The 25,095-nt window shown below is 64.7% G+C and carries 28 protein-coding genes; 22 read left to right on the forward strand and 6 right to left on the reverse strand.

Going from position 1 to position 25,095, the window contains the following annotated elements; genetic code table 11:
* Positions 1 to 64 precede the first annotated feature (64 nt).
* Complete coding sequence (locus VNK82_03750; protein HXE90059.1) at positions 65 to 706, forward strand: SIMPL domain-containing protein; 642 nt, start codon at positions 65 to 67, stop codon at positions 704 to 706.
* A 10-nt stretch (positions 707 to 716) separates the two neighbouring features.
* Here VNK82_03750 and VNK82_03755 read toward each other — a convergent pair whose 3' ends face one another.
* From VNK82_03755 to VNK82_03770, 4 genes are all read right to left on the reverse strand, one after another.
* Positions 717 to 2,147 carry an MBL fold metallo-hydrolase gene (locus VNK82_03755; GenBank protein ID HXE90060.1) on the reverse strand — a complete coding sequence of 477 codons (1,431 nt, stop codon included), beginning with the start codon at positions 2,145 to 2,147 and terminating at the stop codon, positions 717 to 719.
* A 42-nt stretch (positions 2,148 to 2,189) separates the two neighbouring features.
* Positions 2,190 to 3,896, reverse strand: a complete 1,707-nt coding sequence (locus VNK82_03760) for a hypothetical protein (GenBank protein ID HXE90061.1) — start codon at positions 3,894 to 3,896, stop codon at positions 2,190 to 2,192.
* A 92-nt stretch (positions 3,897 to 3,988) separates the two neighbouring features.
* Positions 3,989 to 4,735, reverse strand: a complete 747-nt coding sequence (rlmB, locus tag VNK82_03765) for a 23S rRNA (guanosine(2251)-2'-O)-methyltransferase RlmB (GenBank protein HXE90062.1) — start codon at positions 4,733 to 4,735, stop codon at positions 3,989 to 3,991.
* Positions 4,736 to 4,859: 124 nt separating this feature from the next.
* Positions 4,860 to 5,744: a phosphatase PAP2 family protein gene (locus VNK82_03770; GenBank protein HXE90063.1), complete on the reverse strand. Its 885-nt coding sequence runs from the start codon at positions 5,742 to 5,744 to the stop codon at positions 4,860 to 4,862.
* Positions 5,745 to 5,829: 85 nt separating this feature from the next.
* On the opposite strand from VNK82_03770, the gene VNK82_03775 reads away from it, so the two are divergent.
* From VNK82_03775 to glmS, 4 genes are all read left to right on the forward strand, one after another.
* Positions 5,830 to 7,011, forward strand: coding sequence for an acetyl-CoA C-acetyltransferase (locus VNK82_03775; protein HXE90064.1), 1,182 nt, complete (start codon positions 5,830 to 5,832; stop codon positions 7,009 to 7,011).
* A 106-nt stretch (positions 7,012 to 7,117) separates the two neighbouring features.
* Positions 7,118 to 7,888, forward strand: a complete 771-nt coding sequence (locus tag VNK82_03780) for a LytTR family DNA-binding domain-containing protein (protein ID HXE90065.1) — start codon at positions 7,118 to 7,120, stop codon at positions 7,886 to 7,888.
* A 108-nt stretch (positions 7,889 to 7,996) separates the two neighbouring features.
* Positions 7,997 to 8,242, forward strand: coding sequence for a phosphoribosylformylglycinamidine synthase subunit PurS (gene purS, locus VNK82_03785; protein HXE90066.1), 246 nt, complete (start codon positions 7,997 to 7,999; stop codon positions 8,240 to 8,242).
* A gap of 148 nt (positions 8,243 to 8,390) precedes the next feature.
* Positions 8,391 to 10,262, forward strand: coding sequence for a glutamine--fructose-6-phosphate transaminase (isomerizing) (glmS, locus tag VNK82_03790; GenBank protein ID HXE90067.1), 1,872 nt, complete (start codon positions 8,391 to 8,393; stop codon positions 10,260 to 10,262).
* A gap of 88 nt (positions 10,263 to 10,350) precedes the next feature.
* Here the strand turns inward: glmS and VNK82_03795 are convergent, their stop codons facing one another.
* Entirely contained in the window at positions 10,351 to 10,779 is a 429-nt protein-coding gene (locus tag VNK82_03795) for a hypothetical protein (GenBank protein ID HXE90068.1), read from the reverse strand.
* A 254-nt stretch (positions 10,780 to 11,033) separates the two neighbouring features.
* Here VNK82_03795 and dnaK point away from each other — a divergent pair, with 254 nt between their 5' ends.
* The 3 genes from dnaK to VNK82_03810 all read left to right on the forward strand — a co-directional run bounded on the left by dnaK (position 11,034) and on the right by VNK82_03810 (position 14,725).
* On the forward strand, positions 11,034 to 12,971 hold the full coding sequence (dnaK, locus tag VNK82_03800; protein ID HXE90069.1) for a molecular chaperone DnaK: 1,938 nt from the start codon (positions 11,034 to 11,036) through the stop codon (positions 12,969 to 12,971).
* A 154-nt stretch (positions 12,972 to 13,125) separates the two neighbouring features.
* Complete coding sequence (locus VNK82_03805) at positions 13,126 to 14,319, forward strand: J domain-containing protein (GenBank protein ID HXE90070.1); 1,194 nt, start codon at positions 13,126 to 13,128, stop codon at positions 14,317 to 14,319.
* A 4-nt stretch (positions 14,320 to 14,323) separates the two neighbouring features.
* Positions 14,324 to 14,725 carry a helix-turn-helix transcriptional regulator gene (locus tag VNK82_03810; protein HXE90071.1) on the forward strand — a complete coding sequence of 134 codons (402 nt, stop codon included), beginning with the start codon at positions 14,324 to 14,326 and terminating at the stop codon, positions 14,723 to 14,725.
* A gap of 162 nt (positions 14,726 to 14,887) precedes the next feature.
* Here the strand turns inward: VNK82_03810 and VNK82_03815 are convergent, their stop codons facing one another.
* Positions 14,888 to 15,394, reverse strand: coding sequence for a periplasmic heavy metal sensor (locus tag VNK82_03815; GenBank protein HXE90072.1), 507 nt, complete (start codon positions 15,392 to 15,394; stop codon positions 14,888 to 14,890).
* Positions 15,395 to 15,542: 148 nt separating this feature from the next.
* Here VNK82_03815 and VNK82_03820 point away from each other — a divergent pair, with 148 nt between their 5' ends.
* The 14 genes from VNK82_03820 to tmk all read left to right on the forward strand — a co-directional run bounded on the left by VNK82_03820 (position 15,543) and on the right by tmk (position 25,090).
* Positions 15,543 to 16,541, forward strand: a complete 999-nt coding sequence (locus tag VNK82_03820; GenBank protein ID HXE90073.1) for a histone deacetylase — start codon at positions 15,543 to 15,545, stop codon at positions 16,539 to 16,541.
* Between the two features lie 62 nt (positions 16,542 to 16,603).
* Entirely contained in the window at positions 16,604 to 16,780 is a 177-nt protein-coding gene (locus tag VNK82_03825; protein HXE90074.1) for a hypothetical protein, read from the forward strand.
* Between the two features lie 89 nt (positions 16,781 to 16,869).
* A complete protein-coding gene (ffh, locus tag VNK82_03830; protein HXE90075.1) occupies positions 16,870 to 18,234 on the forward strand; it encodes a signal recognition particle protein in 1,365 nt (454 codons plus the stop codon).
* A gap of 112 nt (positions 18,235 to 18,346) precedes the next feature.
* On the forward strand, positions 18,347 to 19,039 hold the full coding sequence (locus tag VNK82_03835) for a peroxiredoxin-like family protein (protein HXE90076.1): 693 nt from the start codon (positions 18,347 to 18,349) through the stop codon (positions 19,037 to 19,039).
* Between the two features lie 95 nt (positions 19,040 to 19,134).
* Positions 19,135 to 19,386, forward strand: a complete 252-nt coding sequence (rpsP, locus tag VNK82_03840) for a 30S ribosomal protein S16 (protein HXE90077.1) — start codon at positions 19,135 to 19,137, stop codon at positions 19,384 to 19,386.
* A 103-nt stretch (positions 19,387 to 19,489) separates the two neighbouring features.
* Complete coding sequence (locus tag VNK82_03845) at positions 19,490 to 19,744, forward strand: KH domain-containing protein (protein HXE90078.1); 255 nt, start codon at positions 19,490 to 19,492, stop codon at positions 19,742 to 19,744.
* Between the two features lie 17 nt (positions 19,745 to 19,761).
* Complete coding sequence (gene rimM / locus VNK82_03850; GenBank protein ID HXE90079.1) at positions 19,762 to 20,301, forward strand: ribosome maturation factor RimM; 540 nt, start codon at positions 19,762 to 19,764, stop codon at positions 20,299 to 20,301.
* Between the two features lie 26 nt (positions 20,302 to 20,327).
* Complete coding sequence (trmD, locus tag VNK82_03855; GenBank protein ID HXE90080.1) at positions 20,328 to 21,134, forward strand: tRNA (guanosine(37)-N1)-methyltransferase TrmD; 807 nt, start codon at positions 20,328 to 20,330, stop codon at positions 21,132 to 21,134.
* A gap of 42 nt (positions 21,135 to 21,176) precedes the next feature.
* Entirely contained in the window at positions 21,177 to 21,524 is a 348-nt protein-coding gene (gene rplS / locus VNK82_03860; GenBank protein HXE90081.1) for a 50S ribosomal protein L19, read from the forward strand.
* Between the two features lie 178 nt (positions 21,525 to 21,702).
* A complete protein-coding gene (locus VNK82_03865; GenBank protein HXE90082.1) occupies positions 21,703 to 22,395 on the forward strand; it encodes a ribonuclease HII in 693 nt (230 codons plus the stop codon).
* 108 nt (positions 22,396 to 22,503) lie between these two features.
* Positions 22,504 to 22,953, forward strand: coding sequence for a MarR family winged helix-turn-helix transcriptional regulator (locus VNK82_03870; GenBank protein ID HXE90083.1), 450 nt, complete (start codon positions 22,504 to 22,506; stop codon positions 22,951 to 22,953).
* Positions 22,950 to 23,609: a hypothetical protein gene (locus VNK82_03875; GenBank protein ID HXE90084.1), complete on the forward strand. Its 660-nt coding sequence runs from the start codon at positions 22,950 to 22,952 to the stop codon at positions 23,607 to 23,609. The genes VNK82_03870 and VNK82_03875 overlap by 4 nt, the downstream gene beginning before the upstream one ends.
* Before the next feature lie 57 nt (positions 23,610 to 23,666).
* Complete coding sequence (locus VNK82_03880) at positions 23,667 to 24,350, forward strand: class I SAM-dependent methyltransferase (protein HXE90085.1); 684 nt, start codon at positions 23,667 to 23,669, stop codon at positions 24,348 to 24,350.
* A 50-nt stretch (positions 24,351 to 24,400) separates the two neighbouring features.
* Complete coding sequence (tmk, locus tag VNK82_03885) at positions 24,401 to 25,090, forward strand: dTMP kinase (protein HXE90086.1); 690 nt, start codon at positions 24,401 to 24,403, stop codon at positions 25,088 to 25,090.
* Positions 25,091 to 25,095 lie beyond the last annotated feature (5 nt).

Consider the following 25,095-nt stretch of genomic DNA (forward strand, 5'->3'; position numbering starts at 1 on the left):
ACGGGCTCTGGGGATCCTGGTTACGTGTTTGCTTAGTGGGCAGCTTTGGGGACAGAACATCGAGGTGAATCGGACCAACAAGACGATTGCAGTAACGGTAGATGAAACGTTAACGGTTGACGCCGAGGCAGCACGTCTGAAGTTTGCGGTTCTCAACTATGCAGCGACGAGCGATGAGGCGTACAACGAGAACGTAAGGATTTCTGCCAGAGTTCTGGGTGCCCTTCAGAGTGCCGCTGTGCCTGTGGCAGATATCGAAACCAGCTCTATCAAGCTTGCACTCGTTCCAGAAGACGAGCGTCCCGCAGGCGCGCGTACGGCAGTCCGTTACCAAGCACGCCAAGGGTGGACTGTGAAAGTGCTTGCGCCGGAGGCACAGGCCGTGCTCGAGGGAGCCGTTCAGGCGGGAGCTAACGAAATCGATGAAATCGAGTGGGGCGTGACGGATCCCGCTGGCCTGGAGGCCGAAGCAAATGGCAAGGCACTCGCCAAGGCTAGAGGGCTCGCGGAGAAGATGGCTCGAGAGCTCGGAGCGAAACTAGGTGAACTGGTGTACGCAAGCAACACTGAGGAGGATCGATTCGTCCAACAGTTCTGGCTTCGGAGGGATAGGGCCTACGCTTTCGCTTCAAAGGTTGCGCTCAGACTTTTCCCCGAGAAGGTGAGCAGGAAGGCAACTGTTCGGGCTGTGTTCGCAATTGAGTGAGAACCGTGCACTAACTCACTTCCACCTTCTGCATCCACTCGGCGATTTCGACGCGCCACTTGAGCGCGGTCGTGATGGCGTCCCGCATGGCGGCGGAAGCGTCGGGCTCGCCGTGCACCAGGTAGGTGACGCCGGGCGGGCGCTTCAGGCTGGAGAGCCACTCGAGCATCTCCGGCGTGTCGGCGTGGTCGCTGAACTGCTCGAGCGCCGCCACCTGGGCGCGGATAGGGACTTCTTCCCCGAAGATGCGCACCGTCGCCGCGCCGCTCTTGATGGTGGCGCCGCGCGTGCCCGGCGCCTGGAAGCCGACGAACAGCACCAGGTTCCGCGGGTCGGGTAGCCGCAGCGCCAGGTGATGAAGCACGCGGCCGCCCGTGACCATGCCGCTGGAGGAGACGACGATCACCGGATACCGCAGCTTGTTGATGCGCTTGGATTCTTCGGGCGTAGAAGCGAACGTGAAGCCCTCCCAGACGAGCGGCGAGCCGTAGCGGTCGATGAGCCGCCGCGTCGGCTCGGTGAATTCCTGCTGATGCTCGACGAAGATTTTCATGGCCTGGATGGCCATAGGGCTGTCGGCGAAGACGGGCAGGCGCGGGATTTCGCCCGACTCCATCATGTCCTTGAGCAGGAAAAGGAATTTCTGCGTGCGCTCGACGGCGAATGCGGGAACCACCACGCTGCCGCCGCGCCGGGCGACATCCTGGACGAGGCGCGCCAGCTCCGGGCGCGGGTCGGTGGTGGGATGGCGGCGGTTGCCGTAGGTGGATTCGATGACCAGCACGTCGGCGCGCTCGATGTCGTCGGGGCCGGTAGAGATGACCTTGCCGGGTGCGATGTGCGTGTCGCGTACGCGGCCGACGTCGCCGCTGAACAGCAGCGTGCGCCGGCCGCCGGGCGTTTCCAGCTTTACCTCCACCATGGCCGAGCCCAGGATGTGCGCGGCGTGCAGGTAGCGGAAACTGACATCGGGTGAGAGCCGGCGCTCTTCGCCGAAGTCCACCTGCTTGAGATACGCCAGGCTGTCCAGCGCCTGCTGCTCGGTGTAGAGCGGCAGAGCAGGCGAGTGCTTCGAGGTCTTCTTCTTGTTCGCGTATTCGGCCTCCTCCTCCTGCAGATGGCCGGAGTCCGGCAGCAGCACGCCGCACAAGTCCACGGTGGGCGGCGTGGCGAAGATAGGTCCGCGAAAACCTTCCTGGATAAGGCGCGGCACCCATCCGGCGTGATCCATGTGGGCGTGGGTGAGAATGACGGCGTCGATGAGGCGCGCGGGGATGGGCGTGTCCTGCCAATTGCGCTCGCGCCACTGCTTGTGTCCTTGAAACAGGCCGCAGTCGATCAGCACCTGGAAGCCGCGCTTGCCGCCGCGGTCGGCGGTGTTGATAAGGTGCTTGGAACCGGTGACCGTGCCGGCTGCGCCGAGGAACTGGATGTAGGGCATGGGCGAGTTCTCGGTCCTCAGTTCTCAGTTCTGGGAAAGCGGCTATGGTAGCGCAATGGCAGCCAGGTTGTTGGTGCGGTCGGATTCGGGGACGCTGGAGTCGTTCACCAGCACGTCGCGCGGCTTGGTGGGCACGGTGATGCGGATGCTGGCCTTGTCCCGCGCGGGGACGCGCAGGCGCTGGGTGGCCTCGCCGCCCTCGGCGCGCAGTGTGACCGAGACTTCCGCCGCCGCGCCGCCCAGGTTCTCCACCGTGACCGTCACGGAGTATCCGCCGCCGACGATGGGACGCGGGTAAGTCGAGACCACGCGGAAGTCGGGGAGGCCGCGGTCGCGATAGACCCAGTCGTCGAAGAACCACTCCAGACTCCGTCCGCTTTCTTTTTCGAGCAACTGCTGGAAGTAAGCCGGCGTGCGGTCGTCCTCGGCGCGATAGGCATGCAGAGCGCGCTGCAGAGGGGCGTCGCCGAGCATCTCCCGCAGCATCCAGAACACGTACGCGGCTTTGGCGCGGTAGAAGATCTCGTCGCTGGTGGTGATGAGCGAGGGACGAGGAGCTTCAGGCGGAAGCCGGGCCAGGGCGTTCTCCATTTCCACCAGCAGGGGGAGCTGCCGTTCCAGGTATTCGAGCGCCGCGGAGCGTCGTGCTTGCTGCTCGCGGGCCAGCGCCTGGGCGAAGTGCGCAGCCCCTTCGCGGATCCACGGCCGGGGAGAATCCAGGGCGGCGTGCGCCAGCGGGTGCATCAGGGTGACTTCGAGGGACTCGCGGGAGAGCGGCTTGAGCGGCGTGAACAGCACTGAGCCGCTCTCCCACGGAACCACGTCGAGCGGAGTGGGCGGCTGCACGCGGGTGGAGGACTCGGCAGCAACCTCGGCCAGCTCAACCATCTCGAAGCGGCGGCGCGGCTGGCCGAACCACTCGAAGGCCAGCGGCTGCAAGGCCTGGGCGGCATCCACATACTGCTGCGCGAGAGTTTCGTGTCCGGGGAAGTGATAGACACGAATCACGGACTGCAGCAGCGCGCGGAAGTCGCCGGCGGCCAGGGTGGGCGGCGAAAGGCCCACGGGCTCGAACACGAAGTCGAAGCTGCGCGCCGCGGGATTTCCGCCGACGGCGCGGCCGTTGGTCACCACCTGCCAGGCATAGTAGGAAGGAACGTCGAGCGTCACCGTCAGGCGCAGGACGGACGCGGCGTGGCGCGCCTTCCAGGCGTCGAGCGAGTCGAAGAACTCCGTCGGGTCGCTCAGCGAAATGCTCTCGAGGGTCACGGGATACCAGGCGACGTAGCCGACGCCCCGTAGGCAGGTAAAGGTAGCGCTGATGCGATCCCAGTCGTTGCGTTTGGCATCCGCTTCAGGCGCGCCCGCGCGTGTGAGCCGTGCGGCATCGAGCACCACCGTGCCTTCGTAGGCGACCTCCAGCGTGACGCTGTTCCCCGGCGCCACCTCCTGCGGCAGCGTGACCAGGACCTCCGAAAGCGACCCGGTGTGGTCGAGGTCGGAGACGTAGGGCTGCCCGACCATCGGCAGCGGCTTTCCTTCCGCCGTGACCGAGGTCCACCCGAGCGAAGAAGAGACCTGGAGCGCGACCACGCGCTGCGACGACGGGCTGTCGTTGCGCAGCGTCACGGTTCCGTTGGCGGAGAGCGCTTCCTGCGCCGGCGTGATGCGGAGCTTCAAGTCCCAGGCGGTGATGGTGAAGGCGGCGCGGTCGAGGGCGGAAGATGGAGTCGCGAGAGAGCACAGCAAACAGAAGGCAAGTAAGGACGGGCGCCTTTCGCGCACCGGCGCGAATCGGCGCGCCCAGATCCTTCGCTCGGCGAAAAGCAGTAGCGCCTCGCTCAGGATGACACCTCCGGTTGGTTGAGCCGGCGTTGGCGGACGAGTTCGTACATGACCACGGCAGCGGCGACGGAGACATTCAGCGAGGGCACCTTGCCCAGCATGGGAATGGAGACCAGGAAGTCACAGCGGCGGCGGATCTGCTCGTGCATGCCCTTGCCTTCGGCGCCGAGCACCAGCGCGCAGTCCATGTTGTAGTCGAGCGATTCGTAGGACTGTGGGGCGCGCTCGTCGAGGCCGACGATCCACACATTGCGTGCCTTTAATTCCTCGAGCGCACGGCCCAGGTTGGTGACGCGCGCGATGGGCAGGTGCTCGCTGGCGCCGGCGGAAACCTTGGCCACCGTGGCGGTAACCCCCACGGCACGGCGCTCGGGAATGAGGACGCCGTCGGCGCCGGCGGCATCAGCCGTACGTAGGATGGCACCCAGGTTGTGCGGGTCTTCGATGCCGTCGAGCACCAGGACGAAAGCGTGATGTCCGCGGCGATGGGCCAGGATGGCCTCCGGGGCGTCATAGCGCCGCGCCGCCGCCACCGCCACCACGCCCTGGTGCGCGCCGCCGTGCGTCATGCGGTCAAGCTGGTGGCGCGGCAGGAAGCGCACCGGGACCTGCAGCGCACGGCATTCCGCAATCAGCTTCTCGACGCGAGCATCGTTGCGCCCGGAGACCGCGACGTACTCGAATGCGCGGCCGCGGGCCTTCAGGGCCTCAGTCACGGCATGGATGCCGAAGATGATCTCCATCAGGATGAGTGTAGAGGATGCCCTGGGCGATTGAGTAATTGGGAAATTTGGCGATTGGGAAATTGCGCACCACCGGCAACGCGCCAAACAATTTGCACACTACCAAATCGCCCAATCACTCAATTCAAGATGAGCCGCCGCCACCCCTGCCGCCGCAGCAGCATCGCAATGACGCCTCCGCCAGCAATGCGATCAGGATGCCGCCCACGATATCGGAAACATAGTGGTAGCGGTCATACACAGCCCCGATGCAAAGCAGCACCACCAGCGGCGCAAGCGCCACGCCCAGGCGCGGAGCGTAGCGCCAGGCATAAATCAACGCGACTACGGCGGCGGCCACGTGCGAGCTGGGAAAGGCGTTGCCGTGCACGCCTCCGTGCTTCTGGATGAGGTTGACCAGGAAATGAAATGGGCCACCCTCGAGGGGTACGGTGTGCAGATGACGGAGCGTGTGCGCCGGGCCCTCGGTGGGGAAGCCGAGGAAGAACAGGTAGCACAGCATGTAGCTCACGACGCTGGCGGACATGGCGCGCCGGAAAGCCGGCATGTCGCGGCGATGGTAGAGCACGCCGCCGACGATCATCAGCAGCAGGAAGTAGGAGAAATATCCCACCTCCAGGACCTCCGTCAGCCAGGGCGTGGCGAACTGCCCCAGCCAGACAGTGGGAGGAACGGGAAAAAGCCAGGCCTCCAGATCAAGCAGATATCGGTCCTGCCAGGAATCCACGAACAGGAAGGAGAGGCGGGCCACTTCTTCGAAGCACACAATGAACATCAGCAGCGGGTACCAGTGGTGCAGGAACCGCCACAGGCGTGAGCGGGACGCGCCCGCCACCAGCCCTGCGATGACCAGCACGCAGGCAACGTGGACCGCCAGAAACGCGGGCCAGGCCGAAACGCGGTGGCGCAGCAGCAAAATAATCAGCCCCAGTCCGCTGTACCAGGCAAAGTAGAGGCGGTCGACGAAGTTCGTCCGCTGCCACCAGGAAGCTGAGAAATCGTTCGCCATTGGGGAGAATCGGATTGTACCGGGGGTCGTCGCTCCGCCGGGCTGACCCCGGGCCGGTGCTAGACTGGAAGTTTCAGAGGGCGATGTGGAATCCGTCTATCTCCTCTCGGCGGTGCGCACGGCGATCGGAAAGTTCGGCGGGTCGCTGGCAACCAAGTCCGCGGCTGACATGGGCGCAGTCGCAGCCCGGGCGGCACTGGAGCGCGCTGGAGTCCAAGCCGATCAGGTGGACGAGACCATCTTCGGCAACGCCCGCCAGGCGGGCGGCGGTCCGAACGTGGCGCGGCAAATCTCCATCCGGGCCGGCCTGCCGCAGGAAGTTCCCGCCTTCACCGTGAACCAGGCCTGCGCCTCCGGCATGAAGTCGGTGGCGCTGGCGTTCGAAGAAATCAGGGCCGGAAACCTGGAATGCGTGCTCACGGGGGGCACGGAATCCATGTCACGCCTTCCCTACTATCTGGATGGCGCGCGCTGGGGCTACCGGCTGGGACATCAGGAACTGGTGGACGGCATGTACCGCGACGGTTTTTTCTGCCCCATGGCCAGGATGGTGATGGGCGAAACCGCCGAAGTGCTGGCCGAGCAGTACAAGATTCCGCGCGAAGAACAGGACCAGTACGCGCTGCGGTCGCAGCAGCGCGCGCAGGCGGCCATCGAGGCGGGGCGGTTCGCTTCGGAGATCGTTGGCGTCGAGCTCGAAGGCAAGAAAGGCCCGCAGACCTTTGCGCGCGACGAGCATCCCTTCCTGGGCGCGACGCTGGAGAAGATGGCCAAACTGCCGCCGGTGTTCTCGAAGACCGGCACCATCACCGCGGGGAACTCGTCCGGAATTACCGATGGAGCCGCCGCATTGGTGGTAGCGGGCGAATCGTTCGTGAAGCGGCACAACCTCAAGCCTCTGGCACGGGTGATGGCGGCAACCAGTGCCGGCGTCGATCCGCGCCTCATGGGCATCGGGCCGGTGCCGGCGCTGCGCAAGATGAAGGAAAAGTTCGGGCTGGATTACGCCGCGTTCGACCTCCTCGAGCTGAACGAAGCCTTTGCGGCGCAGGTACTGGCCTGCGACCGCGAACTGCACTTCGACCCGGAGAAACTGAACGTGAACGGCGGGGCCATCGCGCTGGGACATCCCATCGGGTGCACGGGCGCGCGCATCACGGTGACGCTGTTGCACGAGATGCTGCGCCGTAAAGCGAAGCGAGGCATGGCGACGCTCTGCGTCTCCGGCGGCATGGGCATGGCGCTGGCGCTGGAGAACGTGGTCTGAAACCGAACGGCTTCAAGCGGTAAACTCCCTCGGCGCCGCGTTTGACGCTGCCAAACCGGCGTTCTTATACTCGTTGAGACGTTTTTCTCAAAGCATCCGATAGCCCATGCCGCTTTCCGCACTCATCGTGGACGACGAACAGCTCGCGCGCGACGAGCTGGCCTACCTGCTGAAGTCGGTGGGTGACGTCGAAGTCGTGGCCCAGGGCAAGAACGGCCTGGAGGCGGTGAACCTGATCAAGGAGCACACGCCCGACCTGGTCTTCCTGGATGTGCAAATGCCCGGCCTGGACGGCTTCGGCGTGATCAAGAAGCTGCTGGACCGGCGGTTGCCGTTGCCGCAGATCGTCTTTGCCACCGCCTACGACCAGTATGCCGTCAAGGCTTTCGAAGTGAATGCGGTCGACTACCTGCTGAAGCCCTTCGACAAGAAGCGGGTGACGCAGTCCGTACAGAAGGCCAGGCGTTTGCGCGAGTCGGCGGGCGCCCCGGCTGAACGTCTGGACGCCCTGGTGAAAATGCTCGAAGGCCAGAAGCCGCAGCCTAACCGCATCCTGATCAAAGCTGCAGGCCGCCTGTTCCTGGTGGATCAGAAGGACATCTGCTACGCCTCCATCGAAGATGGCGTGATCACGGTGGTGACCTCGGCCGCCGAAGGCCAGTCGAACTGTCGCACCCTGGAAGAACTGCTCTCTTCGCTCGACGCCAACATGTTCTGGCGCGCGCACCGCTCCTACGTGGTGAACATCAACCGCATCCGGGAAGTGGTGCCCTGGTTCAAGAGCAGCTACCAGCTCCGTATGGACGACAAGAAACAGTCGGAGATCCCGGTGAGCCGCGCTCAAACCAAGCGCCTGCGGGAACTGTTCCGGCTGTAGCGATTTCGCCGCGGATGGACGCGGATTCGCTTCCTTCATACCTCGATCCAGCGAGTGATTCTCTCCGCGATGGACGCCACGGTTTCGGGCTTATAATCGGACAGACTCATGAAGGCCTACGTGTACGTTTCGCTGAAGAAGACGGTGCTCGACCCCCAGGGCAAGACCATCCATGGCGCGCTGAAGAAGATGGGATACAAGGGAGTGGGCGACGTCCGCCAGGGGAAGTTCTTTGAGATTGCCCTCGACGGCGGACTGACGAAAGACGCGGCGCAGGCCGAGGTGGAGCGCATGGCGCGCGAGGTGCTGACCAACCCAGTGATCGAGGAGTTCAGTTACAGGATTGAAGACTAAGACTCTGGCCGCGGATTCACGCGGAGGAACGCGGATAAACTGGGTCGCTCGAGCGGCCCTTGCATCCAAGGCTCTTGGACTTCCCCGCGACGCTGGCGCTTTCCAGCGACCAACGGGCAACAGGCAACCGGCAACTGGGAACTGACTTATGTGCGGCATCGTCGGATACGTCGGCAAAAAGCGCGTCGTGCCCGTCATCCTCGAGGGGCTGAAGCGCCTGGAGTATCGCGGATATGACTCGGCGGGCATCGCCGTGGCCGGCAACGGACCGGGGCTCGAGGTGCGGCGCGCCGAAGGCAAGCTGCGGAACCTGGAAGAAGCCATCCGGCTGAAGCCGCTGGACGGCAGCTACGGCATCGGGCACACGCGCTGGGCCACGCATGGCCGCCCCACCGAAGAGAACGCCCATCCGCACCGCGATTGCTCGGGTCGCATCGTCGTGGTGCACAACGGCATCATCGAGAACTACCTCTCGCTCAAGAAGAAGCTCATCGAAGAGCAGCACAAGTTCGTCACCGAGACCGATACCGAGGTCATCGCCCACCTGGTGGAGAAACATCTGAAGCCGCACAACGGCCACCGGCCGGCATTCGAGGAAGCGGTGCGCAGGGCGGTGAACGAACTGCAGGGCGTGTTCGCGCTGGCCGTGATCACCGCCGACGAGCCCAACAAGATCGTGGCCGCGCGCAACGGGCCGCCGGCCGTGATCGGGCTGGGCAAGGACGAGTACTTTGTGGCCTCGGACGTGCCCGCCATCCTCTACCACACGCGCGACGTGTTCTTCCTCGCCGACGGTGACCTGGCGGTGATCACGCCGGCGGGCGTGCAGTTGAGCGACTTCTCCGGGCGGCCCATTGTGCGCCAGGTGCAGCACATCACCTGGGACCCCATCATGGCCGAGAAGGGCGGCTTCAAGCACTTCATGCTCAAGGAGATCTATGAGCAGCCACGGGCCGTGCGCGATACCACCCTGGGGCGCGTTTCGCTCGATACCGGCAAGGTGTTCCTAGAAGAGATGGAAATCACCCCGGCCGAGTTCCGAGCCGTCAAGAAGGTGCATATCGCGGCCTGCGGGACAAGCTGGCACGCCGCGCTGGCGGGCAAGTTCATGGTTGAGCGCCTGGCGCGCGTCCCGGTGGAAGTGGACTATGCCAGCGAGTACCGCTACCGCGACCCGCTGACCGGCCCGGACACGGTCACCATCCTCATCACGCAGTCGGGCGAGACCGCGGACACCATCGCAGCGCAACGCGAAGCCAAAGCCAAGGGCTCAAAGACGCTGGCCATCTGCAACGTGGTGGGCTCCATGGTGACCCGGGAGGCGGCCGGCACCATCTACACCCACGCGGGGCCGGAGATCGGCGTGGCCTCCAGCAAGGCCTTCACCGCGCAACTGGCCGCCATGTTCCTGTTCGCCGTCTACCTGGCCGAGACCCGCGGCACGATCTCGACCGAGCAGGCGCGGGCGCTGTTGACCGAGCTCACGCGCATGCCGGGTAAGCTGGAAGCCATCCTGGCGCGCGACGAAGAGATCGAAGACCTGGCCAAGGAGTACATGCGCGCGCAGGACTTCCTGTTCCTGGGCCGCGGCGTACACTACCCGATCGCGCTGGAAGGAGCGCTCAAACTCAAGGAGATCTCCTATATCCACGCCGAGGGTTATCCGGCGGGCGAGATGAAGCACGGCCCGAACGCGCTCATCGACGAGAACCTGCCGGTGGTGATCATCGCCACCTGCGACCGCAACGATCCCGACTCCGTGCTGCGCTACGAAAAGACCATGTCCAACGTGAAGGAAGTGAAGGCGCGCTCGGGCACCGTGATCGCCATCGCCACCGAAGGCGACGAGGAAATCCGTGAAGCCGTGGATCACGTCTTCTACGTGCCGCCGGCGCCGGAACTGCTTTCACCCATCCTGGAAGTCGTGCCGCTGCAGTTGCTGGCGTATCACATCGCCGTGCGGCGCGGATGCGATGTCGACCAGCCGCGCAATCTGGCCAAGTCCGTAACCGTCGAGTAGAAGATTTTTCGCGTCACTCAGGATTTCGGCGCGCGGCGCACAGCCCTTAGCCTCCCCTGAGCGAAGTCGAAGGGCCGCGCAAACGCCGCTAGCGGCGCGTGGCGTGTTTCATGATGCGCTGTCCCAGCATGACCATCACTCCCACCATGACGGCAAAGGAGCCGGCCAGCCCCAGGGCCAGATCGTCCAGCGTAGGAATGGTGCCGCGCAGCGATTCCCGGTAGGAAAAGAGCACGGTCGCCGTGCCGCTGATTAAGCCGGCCAGGGCGAGCACGCCCCACAGAGAAAGTTCGCGCGAGCCGATGCCGCCCGCCATCGCGGCCAAAATGCGGCCCCCGATGAACGCGGCCACTCCCGCGAGTATGATGAACGAGGCCGCCAAGCCCAGAGAAAGAGCGGAAGGATCGGCATAGGCCATGCCGTAGAGCAGAACCACGCGGACCAGGAAGGCCGCGCCTCCCACCACTGCTGCCGCGCCCGCCGCCTGCCAGATGCGCCCTTCTTTCGCCGTGTCCATCGGGTCGCCTCCTTGGGAACGGCCGCAAAGTGTAGCGCGGAAGACGCCGGCCCGCTAGAGGATTCGCGACTAGTGAAGCATGGCTGTGCTCAAGCAGGTTCATGCTGTTCATAACTATAAAGCACTATTTATCAATCGCTTACAAGAACTTGACAATATCTCGCTCACATTCTATTATGAATGCAAACTTGTTTGTGCGACGCAGGGCACGGTGAGCCAAGTGGCGCCGTTGAACTGCACGGAGGCTTGAGAACATGGGCAAGATCATAGGAATCGACCTGGGGACTACCAACTCCGTGGTGGCCGTGATGGAGGGCAGCGAACCCAAGGTCATCGCCAACGAGGAAGGCGGGCGGACCACCCCATCGGTGGTGGCGTTCACCAAGACCGGTGAGCGGCTGGTCGGACAGGTGGCAAAGCGCCAGGCCATCACCAATCCCGAGAACACGATCTACTCCATCAAGCGCTTCATGGGGCGGCGCTACGACGAAGTCACCGAAGAGATGAAGATGGTCCCCTTCAAGGTGGTGAAGGAGGGCGACCATGTGGCGGTGGAAGCGGCGGGCAAGAGATACACGCCGCCGGAGATTTCCGCGCTCATCCTGCAGAAGCTGCGCAAGGCGGCGGAAGATTACCTGGGCGAGAAGGTCACCGAGGCAGTCATCACCGTGCCGGCCTACTTCAATGACGCCCAGCGGCAGGCGACCAAGGACGCCGGGCGCATCGCGGGCCTGGAGGTGAAGCGCATCGTCAACGAGCCTACGGCCGCCGCCATGGCCTATGGCCTGGACAAGAAGAAGGACGAGACCATCGCCGTCTACGACTTCGGCGGCGGCACCTTCGACATCTCCATCCTGGAAGTGGGCGAAGGCGTCATCGAGGTGAAAGCCACCAACGGCGACACGCACCTGGGGGGCGACAACATTGACCAGCGCATCGTGGACTGGCTGGTGGAGGAGTTCAAGAAGGAAGAGGGTCTCGACCTGCGCGCCAAGGGCAATGAGATGGCGCTGCAACGGCTGCGCGATGCCGCCGAGAAAGCCAAGATCGAGCTCTCCACCACCATGGAGACAGAGATCAACCTGCCGTTCATCACGGCCGACGCCAGCGGCCCCAAGCACCTGGTGAAGAAGCTGACGCGGGCCAAGCTGGAGCAGATGGTGGAAGACATCATCCATCGCTCCGTGGGCCCGTGCCAACAGGCGCTGAAGGACGCCGGCATCGATGCCGGGAAAATCGACGAAGTGGTGCTGGTGGGCGGGCAGACGCGTATGCCGCGCATTCAGCAGCTCGTTAGGGAGTTGTTCGGCCGCGAGCCGCACAAGGGTGTGAATCCGGACGAAGTCGTGGCGGTGGGCGCGGCGGTACAGGCCGGAGTGCTGGCGGGCGACGTGAAGGACCTGCTGCTGCTCGACGTCACACCGCTCACGCTGGCGATTGAGACGCACAACCCGCACCGGCCGTGGGAAGGGGGCGTGGCTACTCCGATGATCCCGCGCAACACCACCATCCCGACCAAGAAGACGGAGATCTTCTCCACCGCGGCCGACAACCAGAGTTCGGTGGAGATCCACGTGCTTCAGGGCGAGCGCCCGCTGGCCAAGGACAACCGCACGCTGGGCAAGTTCCACCTGACGGGGATCCCGCCGGCTCCGCGCGGGGTGCCGCAGATCGAGGTGACCTTCGACATCGACGCCAACGGCATCCTGAACGTGACCGCCAAGGACATGGCCACGGGCAAGGACCAGAAAATCACCATCACGTCCTCTTCCGGCCTGAGCAAGGAAGAAGTGGAGCGCATGGCCAAGGAGGCCGAGGCGCACGCCGCCGAGGACCGCGCCAAACGCGAGGAGATCGAGGCGCGCAACCATCTGGACGCCATGGTCTACAACGTGGAGCGCATGCTGAAGGAGCACGGGGAGAAGATCTCCGGCTCCGAGAAGGAGAACGTGGAAGCGGCGCTGGCCGAGGCCAAGAAAGCCCTCGACGGCAGCGACCGGGCGGCGCTCGACGCCGCCAGCCAACGCCTGACGCAGGCTTCCCACAAGCTGGCGGAGCAGATGTACAAGGCGGCCCAGCCGCCGCCGGGCGCGCAGCCTGGCGCTCAACCCGGGGCCACCAATGGCGCCGCCGGCAAGAAAGACGGGGAAGTCATCGACGCCGAGTACGTGGACGTGGAGGAAAAGAAGTAATCGCGCTTACCGGGGCGTCGGGGCCCCGGCGCGATCATCCTGAGCGAAGCGAAGGATCTGGTGCTCAGCCATCAGCCTTCAGCACGGGGCGCCTGGAGGCGCCCCGTATCTTATCGGGCATTGGAATCTGAGCTAGAGGCTAGAACGGACCAAAATGGCCACTGCCACCAAGGACTACTACGGGATTCTCGGCGTGAAGCGCACCGCTTCGGCCGAGGACATCCGCAAGGCCTTCCGCAAACTCGCCCGCAAATATCATCCCGACCTGAATCCCGGGAACAAGGCGGCGGAAGAGAAGTTCAAGCAGATCTCCGAAGCCAACGACGTCCTGAGCGACCCAAAGAAGCGCAAGATCTACGACCGGCTGGGCTTTTATTCCGACAACATTGACGCGGCGGCAGCCGAAGCAGCGGCACGAGGCGGTTACGGGCCGGGCGCGGGTTTCGGCGGGCAGGCCGGACCGAGCGTGCACTTCGACTTCGGCGGTTTCGACTTCTCCGACTTCACCGAACCCGGCCGGAAAGCCGGCGGCACCAGCTTTCGCGACATCTTTTCGGGAATTTTCGGCGGGCGCGGCTTCGGCGCGGAAGAAGCCGGACCGGAACCGGGGACCGACCTGGAATACCAGGTCAACGTGGGCTTCTGGCAGGCGATTCGCGGCGCGGTGATGCGGCTGAACATCGCCCGCACGGAAACCTGCGCCCGATGCAAAGGAAGCGGCGCGATCGACAGCGGCGCCCAGACCTGTCCGGAATGCAACGGCTCCGGCCAGGTCACGCAGACCAGCGGGCGCATGAAATTCAAGCTGGCGTGCCAGCGCTGCGGCGGCTCGGGCAAGACCCGCAGCCAGTGCCCGGCCTGCGGCGGCGAGGGCGTGCTGCATCGTACCGAGCCGCTCGAAGTGCGCATCAAGCCGGGAACGCGCGAGGGGCAGCGCATCCGTCTGGCCGGCAAGGGCAACGCCGGGCTGCGCGGCGGCCCGCCCGGAGACCTTTACATCATCGTGCGCACGGGCGAGCACCCCGTGTTTCGCCGCGAGGGCGACGACATCCATATCACCGTCCCGGTCACCGCCATGGAGGCCGCCCTGGGGGCGAAAATCGAAGTGCCCACCATCGACGGCCGCGCGCTGCTCAAGATTCCGCCCGGCACGCGCTCGGGACAGCGCCTGCGGCTGCGCGAAAAAGGCGTGCCCTCGGCCACGCGCGAAGGGGCGCGCGGCGACGAGATCGTCGAAGTGCAGATCGTCGTCCCCATGCCGCGTGACGAGCGCTCGAAGGAGATCCTGCGCGAGTTGCAGAAGCTCAACCCGGAGGATCCGCGGGCGGAGCTGTGGAGCAAGGTGTAACCCCATGCCGAAGCGCAAGAAGCAAGGGGCCTACATGATCTCGGCCGTGGCCGAGATGTACGGCATCCATCCGCAGACGCTGCGGCTGTATGAGCGCGAGGGACTGCTGCGGCCGTCGCGCTCCGAAGGCAACACCCGCCTCTACACCGACCAGGATCTGGAGCGGCTGGAGTTCATCCTTTCGCTGGCGCGCGAATTGGGGGTCAACATCGCCGGCATCGCTATCATTCTGGAAATGCGCGCGCGCATGGAAGAGATGCAGCGCCAGATGCAGGAGTTCGTGAACTTCGTGAAGAAAGAGATGCTCAGCCGGCCGATGGCCGACCCGGAGCGCGGAGCCATCGTGCCGATACGAAGGGTGGCGCCAGTCGGAGCGGTGGGGAAGGAGAAGAAGGGACGGCGGTAGAGAGACTGGGCGAGTTGGTAATTGGGTAACTTGGAAATCTGGAATTTTGGTAATTGAGGTCGCGACCCTGGGTCCAGCCGTGCAGAACCTGCGAGCCGCAAACAGCGAATCAGGAATGCAAAAACCGCCGCCCGGATCGGGCGGCGGTTTTCGGCTTCCAGGTTACTGCTGCGGCGTCTGCCCTTCGCGTTCCGCCTTGCGCTGCTTCATGCGCTCGCGGAAGCGCTCGCCGGCCTGGCGATGCTCCTCCATCGCCTTCAGGAACTCGGCGCGCTGCTCCGGGGTGAACACCTGGTTCACCTGCAGGCCGGTCGAGACCATGCTCTGCAGCATTTGCGCGTGCTGCTGTTGCAGTGCGGCAAGCTGTTTCTGGATCTCCGCCTGGTTGGGATTGTCGGAGAAAATCGCCTTCATGAGCGCGTCGCGATCGGCGCGTCCGCCCTGGAATTGCTCTTTCATCTTGGCCCGCTGGGCTTCGAAGATGCTGCGCACCTGCTGCGACTGTTCCGGGGTAAGGTTCAGCCGCGCTTCCATGTGGGCGAACATGCGCTCGCTGAGGAAGCCGCCGCCTCCGTGCCGGCCATGCCGGGCCTTGGCATAGACGAACGTTCCGCCCGCCAGCGCTACCACCATCGCGATGGCCGCCAGTTTCATCCACTTGCTTTTCATTGCTGCCCGTCTCCTTGGTGGGCCGCGGCTCGAGGCCGGCGACCCTCATGCTTTTGAACACGGCCTGCTGCCGGAAGTTGCGGGCCACGAGATCCCGTCCAGCCGCTACAATCTGGAGGCCGCGCGGCCGGGTGGTCGCGTCACATCAATGCTGCCTTTCAAGCTGGTCTACAGCGACGACTATTTCCTGCCCATCGGGGCGCACGTCTTCCCGGCCGAGAAGTACCGGCTGATCCACCGGCGGCTGCTGGGGACCGGCATCGCCCAGCCAGAGGACTTCGTGACGCCCCAGCCCGCCGCTGACGACGACATCCTGCTGGTGCACACGCCGGAATATGTACGGAAGCTCAAGACCGGCACGCTTTCGCCGCGCGAAGAGATGGTGATGGAGATCCCCTACTCGCGCGAACTGGCGGCAGCCTTCTGGCTGGCCGCGGGCGGCTCCATCCTGGCAGCGCGGCTGGCGCTGCGTGACGGCGTGGCTTTCAATATCGGCGGTGGATTCCACCATGCTTTCCCTGGACACGGCGAGGGCTTTTGCATGATCCACGACGTGGCCGTCGCCATCCGCCGCATGCAGAAAGAGGGCGCCATCGAGCGTGCCATGACGGTGGATTGCGACGTCCACCACGGCAACGGCACCGCGGCCATCTTCGGGTCCGCGGCGCATCCTTCGGCGCCGTTGCCCTCCACGGGGCCGGCCACGCTGGGACGCGGCACCACGGCGCACCACCCCGAGGCCGACGTGTTTACGATCTCCCTGCACCAGGAGCACAACTACCCGGCGTGGAAGCCGGCATCATCCATCGATGTCCACTTGCCCGACGGCACCACCGACGACCAGTACCTGGCCTGGCTCGACCACGCACTCAGTTCCGGTCTGCGGCAGTTCACGCCCGACCTGCTGTGTTACATCGCCGGGGCCGATCCCTATCGCGAGGACCAACTGGGCGGCCTGGCGCTTACCATCGAGGGGCTGAAGCAGCGCGATGAGCTGGTGTTTCGTGTGGCCGCCGCGAGAGGCATCCCGGTGATGGTCACCTTCGCCGGCGGATATGCCCGGCACGTCCAGGACACGGTGACCATCCACTGCAACACTGTGCTGGCGGCGCGCGAAGTCTTTGCCTCCGCGGCCAAAGCCGGGTAGAGTTATGTGCCCCCGCGTGGGCCGGCCGCCGGCCGCGAATCGAGAAAGCAGAGGAGGATGGGATGCCAGGCAAGAAACCGCAGTACAGGGTCATCTCCCCGCGCGGAGACGAAGTCCATCTTGAGCAGGCGCTGGCGGAGGCCTGGGATGACGGCTACGAGCTGGCGTTCGTGGTGCCCAACAGCGGGCCCCGCGGCATTAACGTGTTCCTGATCCTGAAGCTGCGCGGCAAGCAATAGCCGGGACGGCTCACCTCGACCCTTCGTGCGCCCGGATGGCGCTCCGATTCCGCCTGCTACAATAAAGCCCTCACGCCGCATTCTTTCGTATGTTCGAGAACCTCACCGAGAAGCTCCAGCGCGCGTTCAAGAACCTGCGCGGACAGGGCACGCTGACCGAAGAGAACGTCGGCGAAGCGTTGCGCGAGTTGCGCCTGGCGCTACTGGCCGCTGACGTCAACGTCAAAGTCGTCGGGCAATTCCTCGACCAGGTGCGCGCCAAGGCCCTGGGACAGGAGGTGCTCACCGCGCTCTCACCCGCGGACCAGGTGGTCAAGGTGGTGCGCGACGAGATGGTCGAACTGCTGGGCCGCGAGACGGCGCGGCTCAAGCTGGCCTCGCAGCCGCCCACGGTCATCCTGATGGCCGGCCTGCAAGGCTCGGGCAAGACCACAACCTCGGCCAAGCTGGCCGCCTGGCTCAAGAAGAGCGGGCACCGGCCGCTGCTGGTGAGCGTGGACGTCTATCGTCCGGCGGCGCGTGAGCAGTTAAAAATCGTGGCTCAGGCGGTGGGCGCTCATCTCTACGAAGGCAAGGTCGCTCCCGGCGAGGAGAACACCGCGACCGTCGAGCGGCTGGCGCGCGAGGCTCGCCGCGAAGCCATGCTCTCCGGCTGCGACGTGCTCATCGTGGACACCGCCGGGCGCCTGCACATCGACGATCAGTTGATGGAAGAGATGCAGTCGCTGAAGCGGCTGCTCAACCCGCAGGAGATCCTGTTCGTGGCCGACGCCATGACCGGACAGGACGCCGTGCGCTCCGCCGACGAGTTCCATAAGAAGCTTTCCCTCACCGGTGTGGTGCTCACCAAGATGGATGGCGACGCCCGCGGCGGCGCGGCCATCTCCATCCGCAGCGTCACCGGCGCGCCCATCAAGTTCGTGGGCGTGGGGGAAAAGTACGACGCGCTTGAGGCGTTTCACCCCGACCGCATGGTGTCGCGCATCCTGGGCATGGGCGACATCCTCTCGCTCATCGAAAAAGCGGAGGAGAAACTCGACAAGCAGAAGGCCCAGGACCTGGCCGTCAAGGCGCTGAGCGGCGACGGCTTCACGCTCGAGGACTTCCGCGAACAGCTCCGCCAGGTGAAGAAGATGGGCTCGCTTGAAAGCCTGATGAACCTCATGCCCAAAATCGGCCCATTCGCTGCGCTGAAAGGCAATGCCGAAGTGGAAGAGCGGCAACTCGTGCGGGTCGAGGCCATCATCAACTCCATGACCGCGTACGAGCGCGCCCACCACGAAGTCATCAACGGCAGCCGCCGCAGGCGCATCGCCCGCGGCTCCGGAACCAGCGTGCAGGAAGTGAACCAGCTTTTGCGCCAGTACGCCCAGATGCGCAAGATGTTCAAGAGCATGGGCAAGTCCGGCTTCCTGCAGAAGCGCCTGGCCGGCGTGAAGCTGCCGGGTACGTAAGAGACCGTTTCCCGTTTCTGGTTTCTCGTCTCTCACGTCGGTGGTAGGTTGCAGCCCTTCCCGGGTGTCGGGGCGGCTCTGTCGAGAAACGCGAAACTGGAAACGAGAAACGATGTTCATGCGCTGGCGCGGCGCCAACCCGGAGTACGAAGCCGTTGAGGGCGGAAGCCTGCAGGAGAGGCTCGACGCCCTGAAGGCGCGCGTCCACTCCATGATTCCTGCCGCTACGGTCGCCGTGCACGAACGCGCGGTGGATGAGCTGCGACTGTCGGGCGTCGCCGCACGCATTCTGCCCATCGGCGCGACGGCTCCCGCTTTCGCGCTCCCGGACAAGGACGGAAAAATCGTTCGCTCGGAAGACCTGCTGACCCGCGGACGCCTGGTTCTCAAGTTCTTCCGCGGACGCTGGTGCCCGTACTGCATCGCCGAGCTGGAAACCTACAACCGGCTTCTGCCGGAAATCGAAGCCGCCGGAGCCGCATTGGTGGCTATCTCGCCCCAAACCGTGCGTCAGACGTTTTTCCTGGCGGACCAGCACGAGTTGCGCTACCCGGTCCTGTCCGATGCCGGCAACGCCGTTGCCCGGAAGTTCGGCCTGGTGTACCGCCTGCCGGACGACCTCCGGGCCGTCTTCCAGCGCTCCTTCATCAACCTTCTGAACAGCAATGGCGACTCCAGTTGGGAGTTGCCCCTGCCGGCCGCCTATGTCCTGGACCGCGACGGCACGGTCCTCTATGCCGCGGCTGAGGCCGACTTCCGCCGCCGGCCCGATCCTGTGGCCGTCCTGGCTGCGCTGCGCGCGTGAGCACGCGCAGTTGCCAAAAGTCGGTCCCTACGCGATAATTAAAGTTTGTTTCATCTGCTCGGCAATCGCTAGAAAGGAAAGAGTTTTCTGTGCTGATGATCCGTCTGGCGCGCACCGGTGCGCGTAAACAACCGTATTACCGGGTGGTGGTGATTGAAAAAGCGCGCCGCCGCGATGGCCGCTTCCTGGAGATCGTGGGAACGTACAATCCCCGCACCAGCCCGGCCACCGTGGACCTGAAGCGCGAGCGGATCGCGCACTGGGTGTCCAAGGGCGCCCGGCTCTCGGACACCGTGAACAAGCTTTATTCCCAGCCCGCTGCGGCGGGCGCGGGCAACGCGGCCTGATTGTCCTGGTGAGGATCGCCTTTCCGACGCGTGAGCGTCCCGGGGTGAGTTCACCGTCACAATGCAACCAGGGTTCGGCCCCACGGCTGTCAAGGAGTCGCCTATGACGAGCGATCCTGGTGGGGACATGCGAGTGTTGGTCGAACAGATCGCCAAGGCTCTGGTCGACGAACCCGAACAGGTCTCCGTCCGCGAAGTTGACGGCGAGCAGGTGATCGTATTGGAGCTCAAGGTCGCCCCCAACGACCTCGGTAAGGTGATCGGCAAGCAGGGGCGAACGGCGCGTTCCATGCGCACCATCCTGGGCGCCGCTGGTATGAAGCTGCACAAGCGCTACACGCTGGAGATTCTGGAATAGGCCGCGCCTACGTCACCGTGGCCCGCGTGGTCCGCGCACAGGGCAGGAAGGGTGAAGTCGCCGCCGAGTTGTGGACCGACTTCCCGGAGCGGCTGGCCGGGCGCAAGAGCCTGCACGTGCTCGCACCCGATGGTTCGCAGCGCGAGCTGGAGATCGAAGCGGTCTGGCCGCACAAGGGCCGCCTGGTGCTGAAGTTCCGCGGCGTTGATTCCATCGGTGACGCGGAGCGGCTCAGAGGCTGCGAGCTGCAGGTGCCGCTCGAAGAGCGTACTCCGCTGCCCGACGGCGCAGCCTACGTCAGCGACCTGATGGGCTGCAGCGTGTTCGACGTGGACCGGAACGTGCCCATCGGCACGATTGCCGAGATCCGGTTCGGAGCCGGCGATGCGCCGCTCCTGGTCGTGCGAGCTGCGGATAAGGAATTCCTGATCCCGTTTGCTGCCGAGTACGTGCGGACGATGGATCTCAAGTCGCGGCGTCTAGAGGTGGCGCTGCCCGAGGGGTTGCTGAACCTGGAGAGACCGCCCTCGCAGGAAGAGAGAGAAAGCGAGCAATAAGCGGTAAAAGTGCGGGAAGATGCATAATGAAGTTCGATATCCTGACCATCTTTCCGGACTTTTTTCGCGGGCCGCTGGATTATGGCATCGTGCGCCGGGCTCGCGAGGCCGGACGGGTGGAGATCGCGATCCACGACCTGCGGAACTTCACGCACGACCGGCACCGCACCGTGGATGACCGGCCCTTCGGCGGCGGCGAAGGCATGGTGCTCAAGCCGGAGCCGCTGTTCGAATGCGCCGAGTCGCTAGGCATTGCGCCGCGAGCCGAGCGTGTGGCCGGCCGCGTGAGAGAATCGGTGGTGCTGCTCTCGGCCCAGGGCCGCTTGTTCCATCAGGCCGTCGCCGCGAAGCTGGCCGGGCTGGAACGTGTGGTGCTTCTGTGCGGCCGGTACGAGGGCGTGGACGAGCGCGTGGCCGAGCACCTGGCGGATTACGAGCTTTCCGTCGGTGACTATGTGCTCAGCGGCGGCGAGCTGGCGGCCGCTGTGGTGATGGACGCGGTGACGCGCCTGCTCCCCGGCGCGCTGGGTAACGAAGCCTCGGCGCGCCAGGAGAGCTTTACTGCCGGCGAACGTGCGGCTTCCGCCGGTCCGAGTTCCACCTGTGGCTCAGGCGGGCTGCTGGACTACCCGCATTACACGCGGCCGGCGGAGTACCAGGGATGGGCGGTGCCGGAGATCCTGATCTCCGGACACCACGAAGAGATTCGCCGCTGGCGGCGTCGCAAGGCGCTGGAGAAAACCTGGCGCAACCGGCCGGAACTGCTGGAGTCGGCGGCGTTGAGCGACGAGGACCGCGATCTGCTGGCTGAGATCCGGGCTGAAAAATCTTAGGATGCGGCCGTAACCGGCTGCCTCGAGAACGGAAGGAACGACATGTCGAACAATCCTGTGCTGGACCGCTTTGTAGCCAAGACGCAGCGCACCGACCTCCCGGCTTTTGTTCCCGGCGACACCGTGCGCGTGCAGGTGAGGATCAAGGAAGGCGACAAGGAGCGCCTGCAGGCCTTCGAGGGCATCGTGATCGCACGCAGCCGCGGACCGCAGGCCAGCTTCACCGTGCGCAAGGTCAGCTTCGGCCAGGGCGTGGAACGCATTTTCCCGCTCAACTCCAAGGTCATCGACCGCATTGACGTGGTGCGCTCGTCGAAGGTCCGCCGCGCCAAGCTCTTCTATCTGCGCGACCTCAAGGGCAAATCCGCCCGCCTGCGCGAAGTCGAGTAACGCCGGTCCGAGGGCGGGCTTCCTGCCCGCCTTCACTGTGGAAGCTCCCTCCTGAGGAAATCTTTCCCTTTTTTCTGCTTGCACGCCTTAACGATCCGCGCCACACTCCTGCTCAATGCGGCCCCGCACGACCTCCGTCGCCGAAGGAGAACTTTCTTCTGCCGCACGCAAGCTTCGCATGTTGAAGAAGCTGCGCTGCACGCTGCGTTTCGAGCGCCAGGCGTGGACTGCGGGCGCGCAACTCGTGGCGGGCGTGGATGAAGCTGGACGCGGCGCGCTGTTTGGTCCAGTGGTGGCGGCTGCGGTCATCCTCGACCCGCGCCGTCCTATCCGCGGCCTGCGCGATTCCAAACTGATTGCCGAAGACCGCCGCGAGGAACTGGCAGAAAGCATTCGGCGTCGCGCCCTTGGCTTTGCCGTGGCGGCTGTGGATGCCGCCCGCATCGACGAAATCAACATCTATCAGGCTTCGCGTCTCGCCATGCGCGACGCCGTTCTGCAAGTCTCCCCTGCGCCGGATTTCCTGCTGGTGGATGCCATGCGGCTCGACTGCGACTGCCCGCAGACCTCCATCATCCACGGCGACGCCCGCTGCGCTTCCATCGCCGCGGCTTCCATCCTCGCCAAGGTGGAGCGCGACCGCATCCTGCGCGAACTCGACGCGCAGTTCCCAGCCTACGGCCTGGCCTCCAACAAGGGATACAGCACGCCACAGCATCTCGACAGTCTGCGACGCGTCGGGCCTTCTCCGCTGCATCGCCGTTCCTTCGCTCCCGTCTGGAATTGCGCCCAGGAGCCGCTGGCCTTCATGGTGGAGGACGACGACCTAGGAGCAGCGCTCGACGCTGCCCAGCTTTCGCCCGACTGCTGACCGTAAACAAGGCGCGACGCCCAGCGAACCTTCTGGTAGCCACGCCCGACGTGTTTTTCTACTGCATCTTTCTGCAACGCATCATATGTATATGCATCTAATGTTCGTATGAGCCGATCGACCTTACCCATGCTTCCGTGCATGTGCAGCAGCCTGCGCCGCGCGTCACGCGCATTCACGCAGCTTTATGACCGCGCGTTCCGTCCCCTGGGGTTACGGGCCACTCAGTTCACCGTGCTCCAGGTGCTCTCGCGGGTTGGCGAGGTGTCGCAGGGACGGTTGGGCCAGATGCTGGCCATGGACAGTACCACCCTTACTCGAACGCTGGAGTTGATGGCGCGGCGCGGATGGATCGCAGATCGCCGCGGCCAGGACCGGCGTCAGCGATGGCTGTACCTGACCGAAGCCGGCAAACGCCAGCTTCGTCGCGCTGAGCCGCCTTGGGAGAAGGTGCAGATGCGCCTGCGACGCCAGTTCGGGGAGCAACGGTGGCGGAGCCTGATGCAACTATCGCACGAAGCAGCGGACCGGATCACGGCTCGAGGAGACTGGATATGAAGAGCTACAGGAGAATCATGTTGGGGCTACTGGCGGGCTGGTTCGTCACCGTGCTGTCCGCTTCGGCTTTGCACCTGTTCAAGAACGATTCGAACCGCGTCGGACTTGTGGTTGGGCTGACCGCCCTCACGCCGGTCGTCGCTTTTCTCTTGTGGTTCGCGGCCTCGGAACGAATGCGGCACTTTGCGTTGTCTCTGAACCCGCGTGCTTTGACCCTGGCGCACTCCTGGCGGATCTTCGGGTTCGTATTCATCCTTCTGGAAGCTCGCGGGATTCTTCCGGCCGTGTTTGCCCTGCCGGCGGGCTACGGCGACATGTTCATCGGGGTCACAGCTCCCCTGGTGGCATGGAAGCTCGCCCATCGTGATCATCGCAATTCATTCGTGCTTTGGCATGTACTTGGAATCGTAGATCTCGTGGTGGCAGTGAGCCTGGGTACAACCGCCAGTTTGCTCAGCCCGCTGGGACCTTCGACAGCGGTCATGACGGTGCTCCCTTTGAGCCTGATTCCGACATTCGTCGTGCCACTGCTCCTGATCTTTCACGTGATTTCCATTGCTCAGGCAAGCGCCTGGGAAAGCGCTCGCCATGACGAGCCGAATGCCGTAAAGCCGGACCTGCTGAGGGATGTGTTTCACCGCCAGTCCGGCGACTGATGAGACAGCAAGAAGATTCATAACCAACCCGCCATGACGGCGTGACGGAGGAGAAAAATGACACAATCGGTACTTATGGAAGAACGTAGGCGAACCTATCTTCCAGCTGCGGGACATGACTGGTTCCTGCCCTTTTACGATGTCATCACGATCCTGATCGGCGCCGATCAGGCTCGGAAGGCGCTGCTGGGTCAGGCCGATTTGAAGCCGGGCCAGCGCGTTCTCGACATCGGCTGCGGTACGGGAAGCCTGGCGGTTCTGCTGAAGCAACAGCATCCTCAGGTTGAGGTCATCGGACTCGACCCGGACCCGAAGGCGCTGGCTCGCGCCCGGCGCAAGGCGGATCGCTCGCTGGTCTCGGTCCAACTGGATCAGGGCTTTTCGGATTCACTGCCGTACGCCGCAGGCATTTTCGATCACGTATTCTCGTCGCTCATGTTCCATCACCTGGAGACGGAGCAGAAGCAGCGGACGCTGCGCGAGATCCGCCGCGTGCTCAGGCCCGGCGGCCAGCTTCACCTGCTCGACTTCAGCGCGCCGGAATGCAGCGGCGCCGGTGTCCTGCCCCGTATGTTTCACTCGCACGGGCGCCTGAAGGACAACTCGGAGGACCGCATCCTCGCGCTGATGTCCAGCGCCGGGCTTTCGGACGCAAAGGTAGTCGGGCGCCGGACTATTCTCTTCGGCTTGGGGAAAGTTGCTTATTTCAAGGCGTCCGCGTTGGAAGCGGAAGGCCCGTAGGCTCTTCCGGTGGTTCGGGCCTCCACGCGCCTGAATGCTATGATTCCGGCGTGGCCCGCAAACGCGCGCGCGGAAAATTCATCACCATTGAGGGGCTTGACGGCTGCGGCAAGAGCACGCAACTGGCCAAGCTCGCGCAAGCCCTGCGCGCCGAGGGATATGACGTGGTGGAAACCCGCGAGCCGGGCGGCACGGCCATCGGAGAGCGCATCCGCGGCGTTCTGCTCGACTCCCGCACCGCCGGGCTTTCCGCCTGGGCGGAGATGACGCTGATGTTCGCCGCCCGCACGCAGCACGTTGAGGAAGTGATCCGCCCTGCGCTCGAAGCCGGCCGCTTCGTCGTCTGCGACCGCTTTACCGACTCGACCGAGGCCTACCAGGGCGGCGGCCGCCGCCTGGGCAGCGAGCCGGTGCTCGCCCTGCATCGCATCCTTTGCGGCGATCTGCAACCTGACCTCACCATCCTGATGGACTCCGACGTGGCCGCCAGCGTGGAGCGCGCGCGCCGGCGCAACCGCCGGGTGGCGGATGCCGCCGCGGACGCCACCGCGCTCGACGAGAACCGCTTCGAGCAGGAGAGCCGCGCTTTCTTCCAGCGGGTTCGTGACGCGTATCTGGCCATCGCTCGGCGTGAGGCCGGCCGCGTGGTCCTGCTGGATGCGCGGCGTCCCGTCGAAACCGTGCATGCGGAGATCGTCCAGACCGTGCGCCAGCGCCTGCTGGCCGCCAAGTCGGCGTGAGCCAC

This window comes from Terriglobales bacterium, assembly GCA_035573675.1.
Taxonomy (GTDB): domain Bacteria; phylum Acidobacteriota; class Terriglobia; order Terriglobales; family Acidobacteriaceae; genus DATMAB01.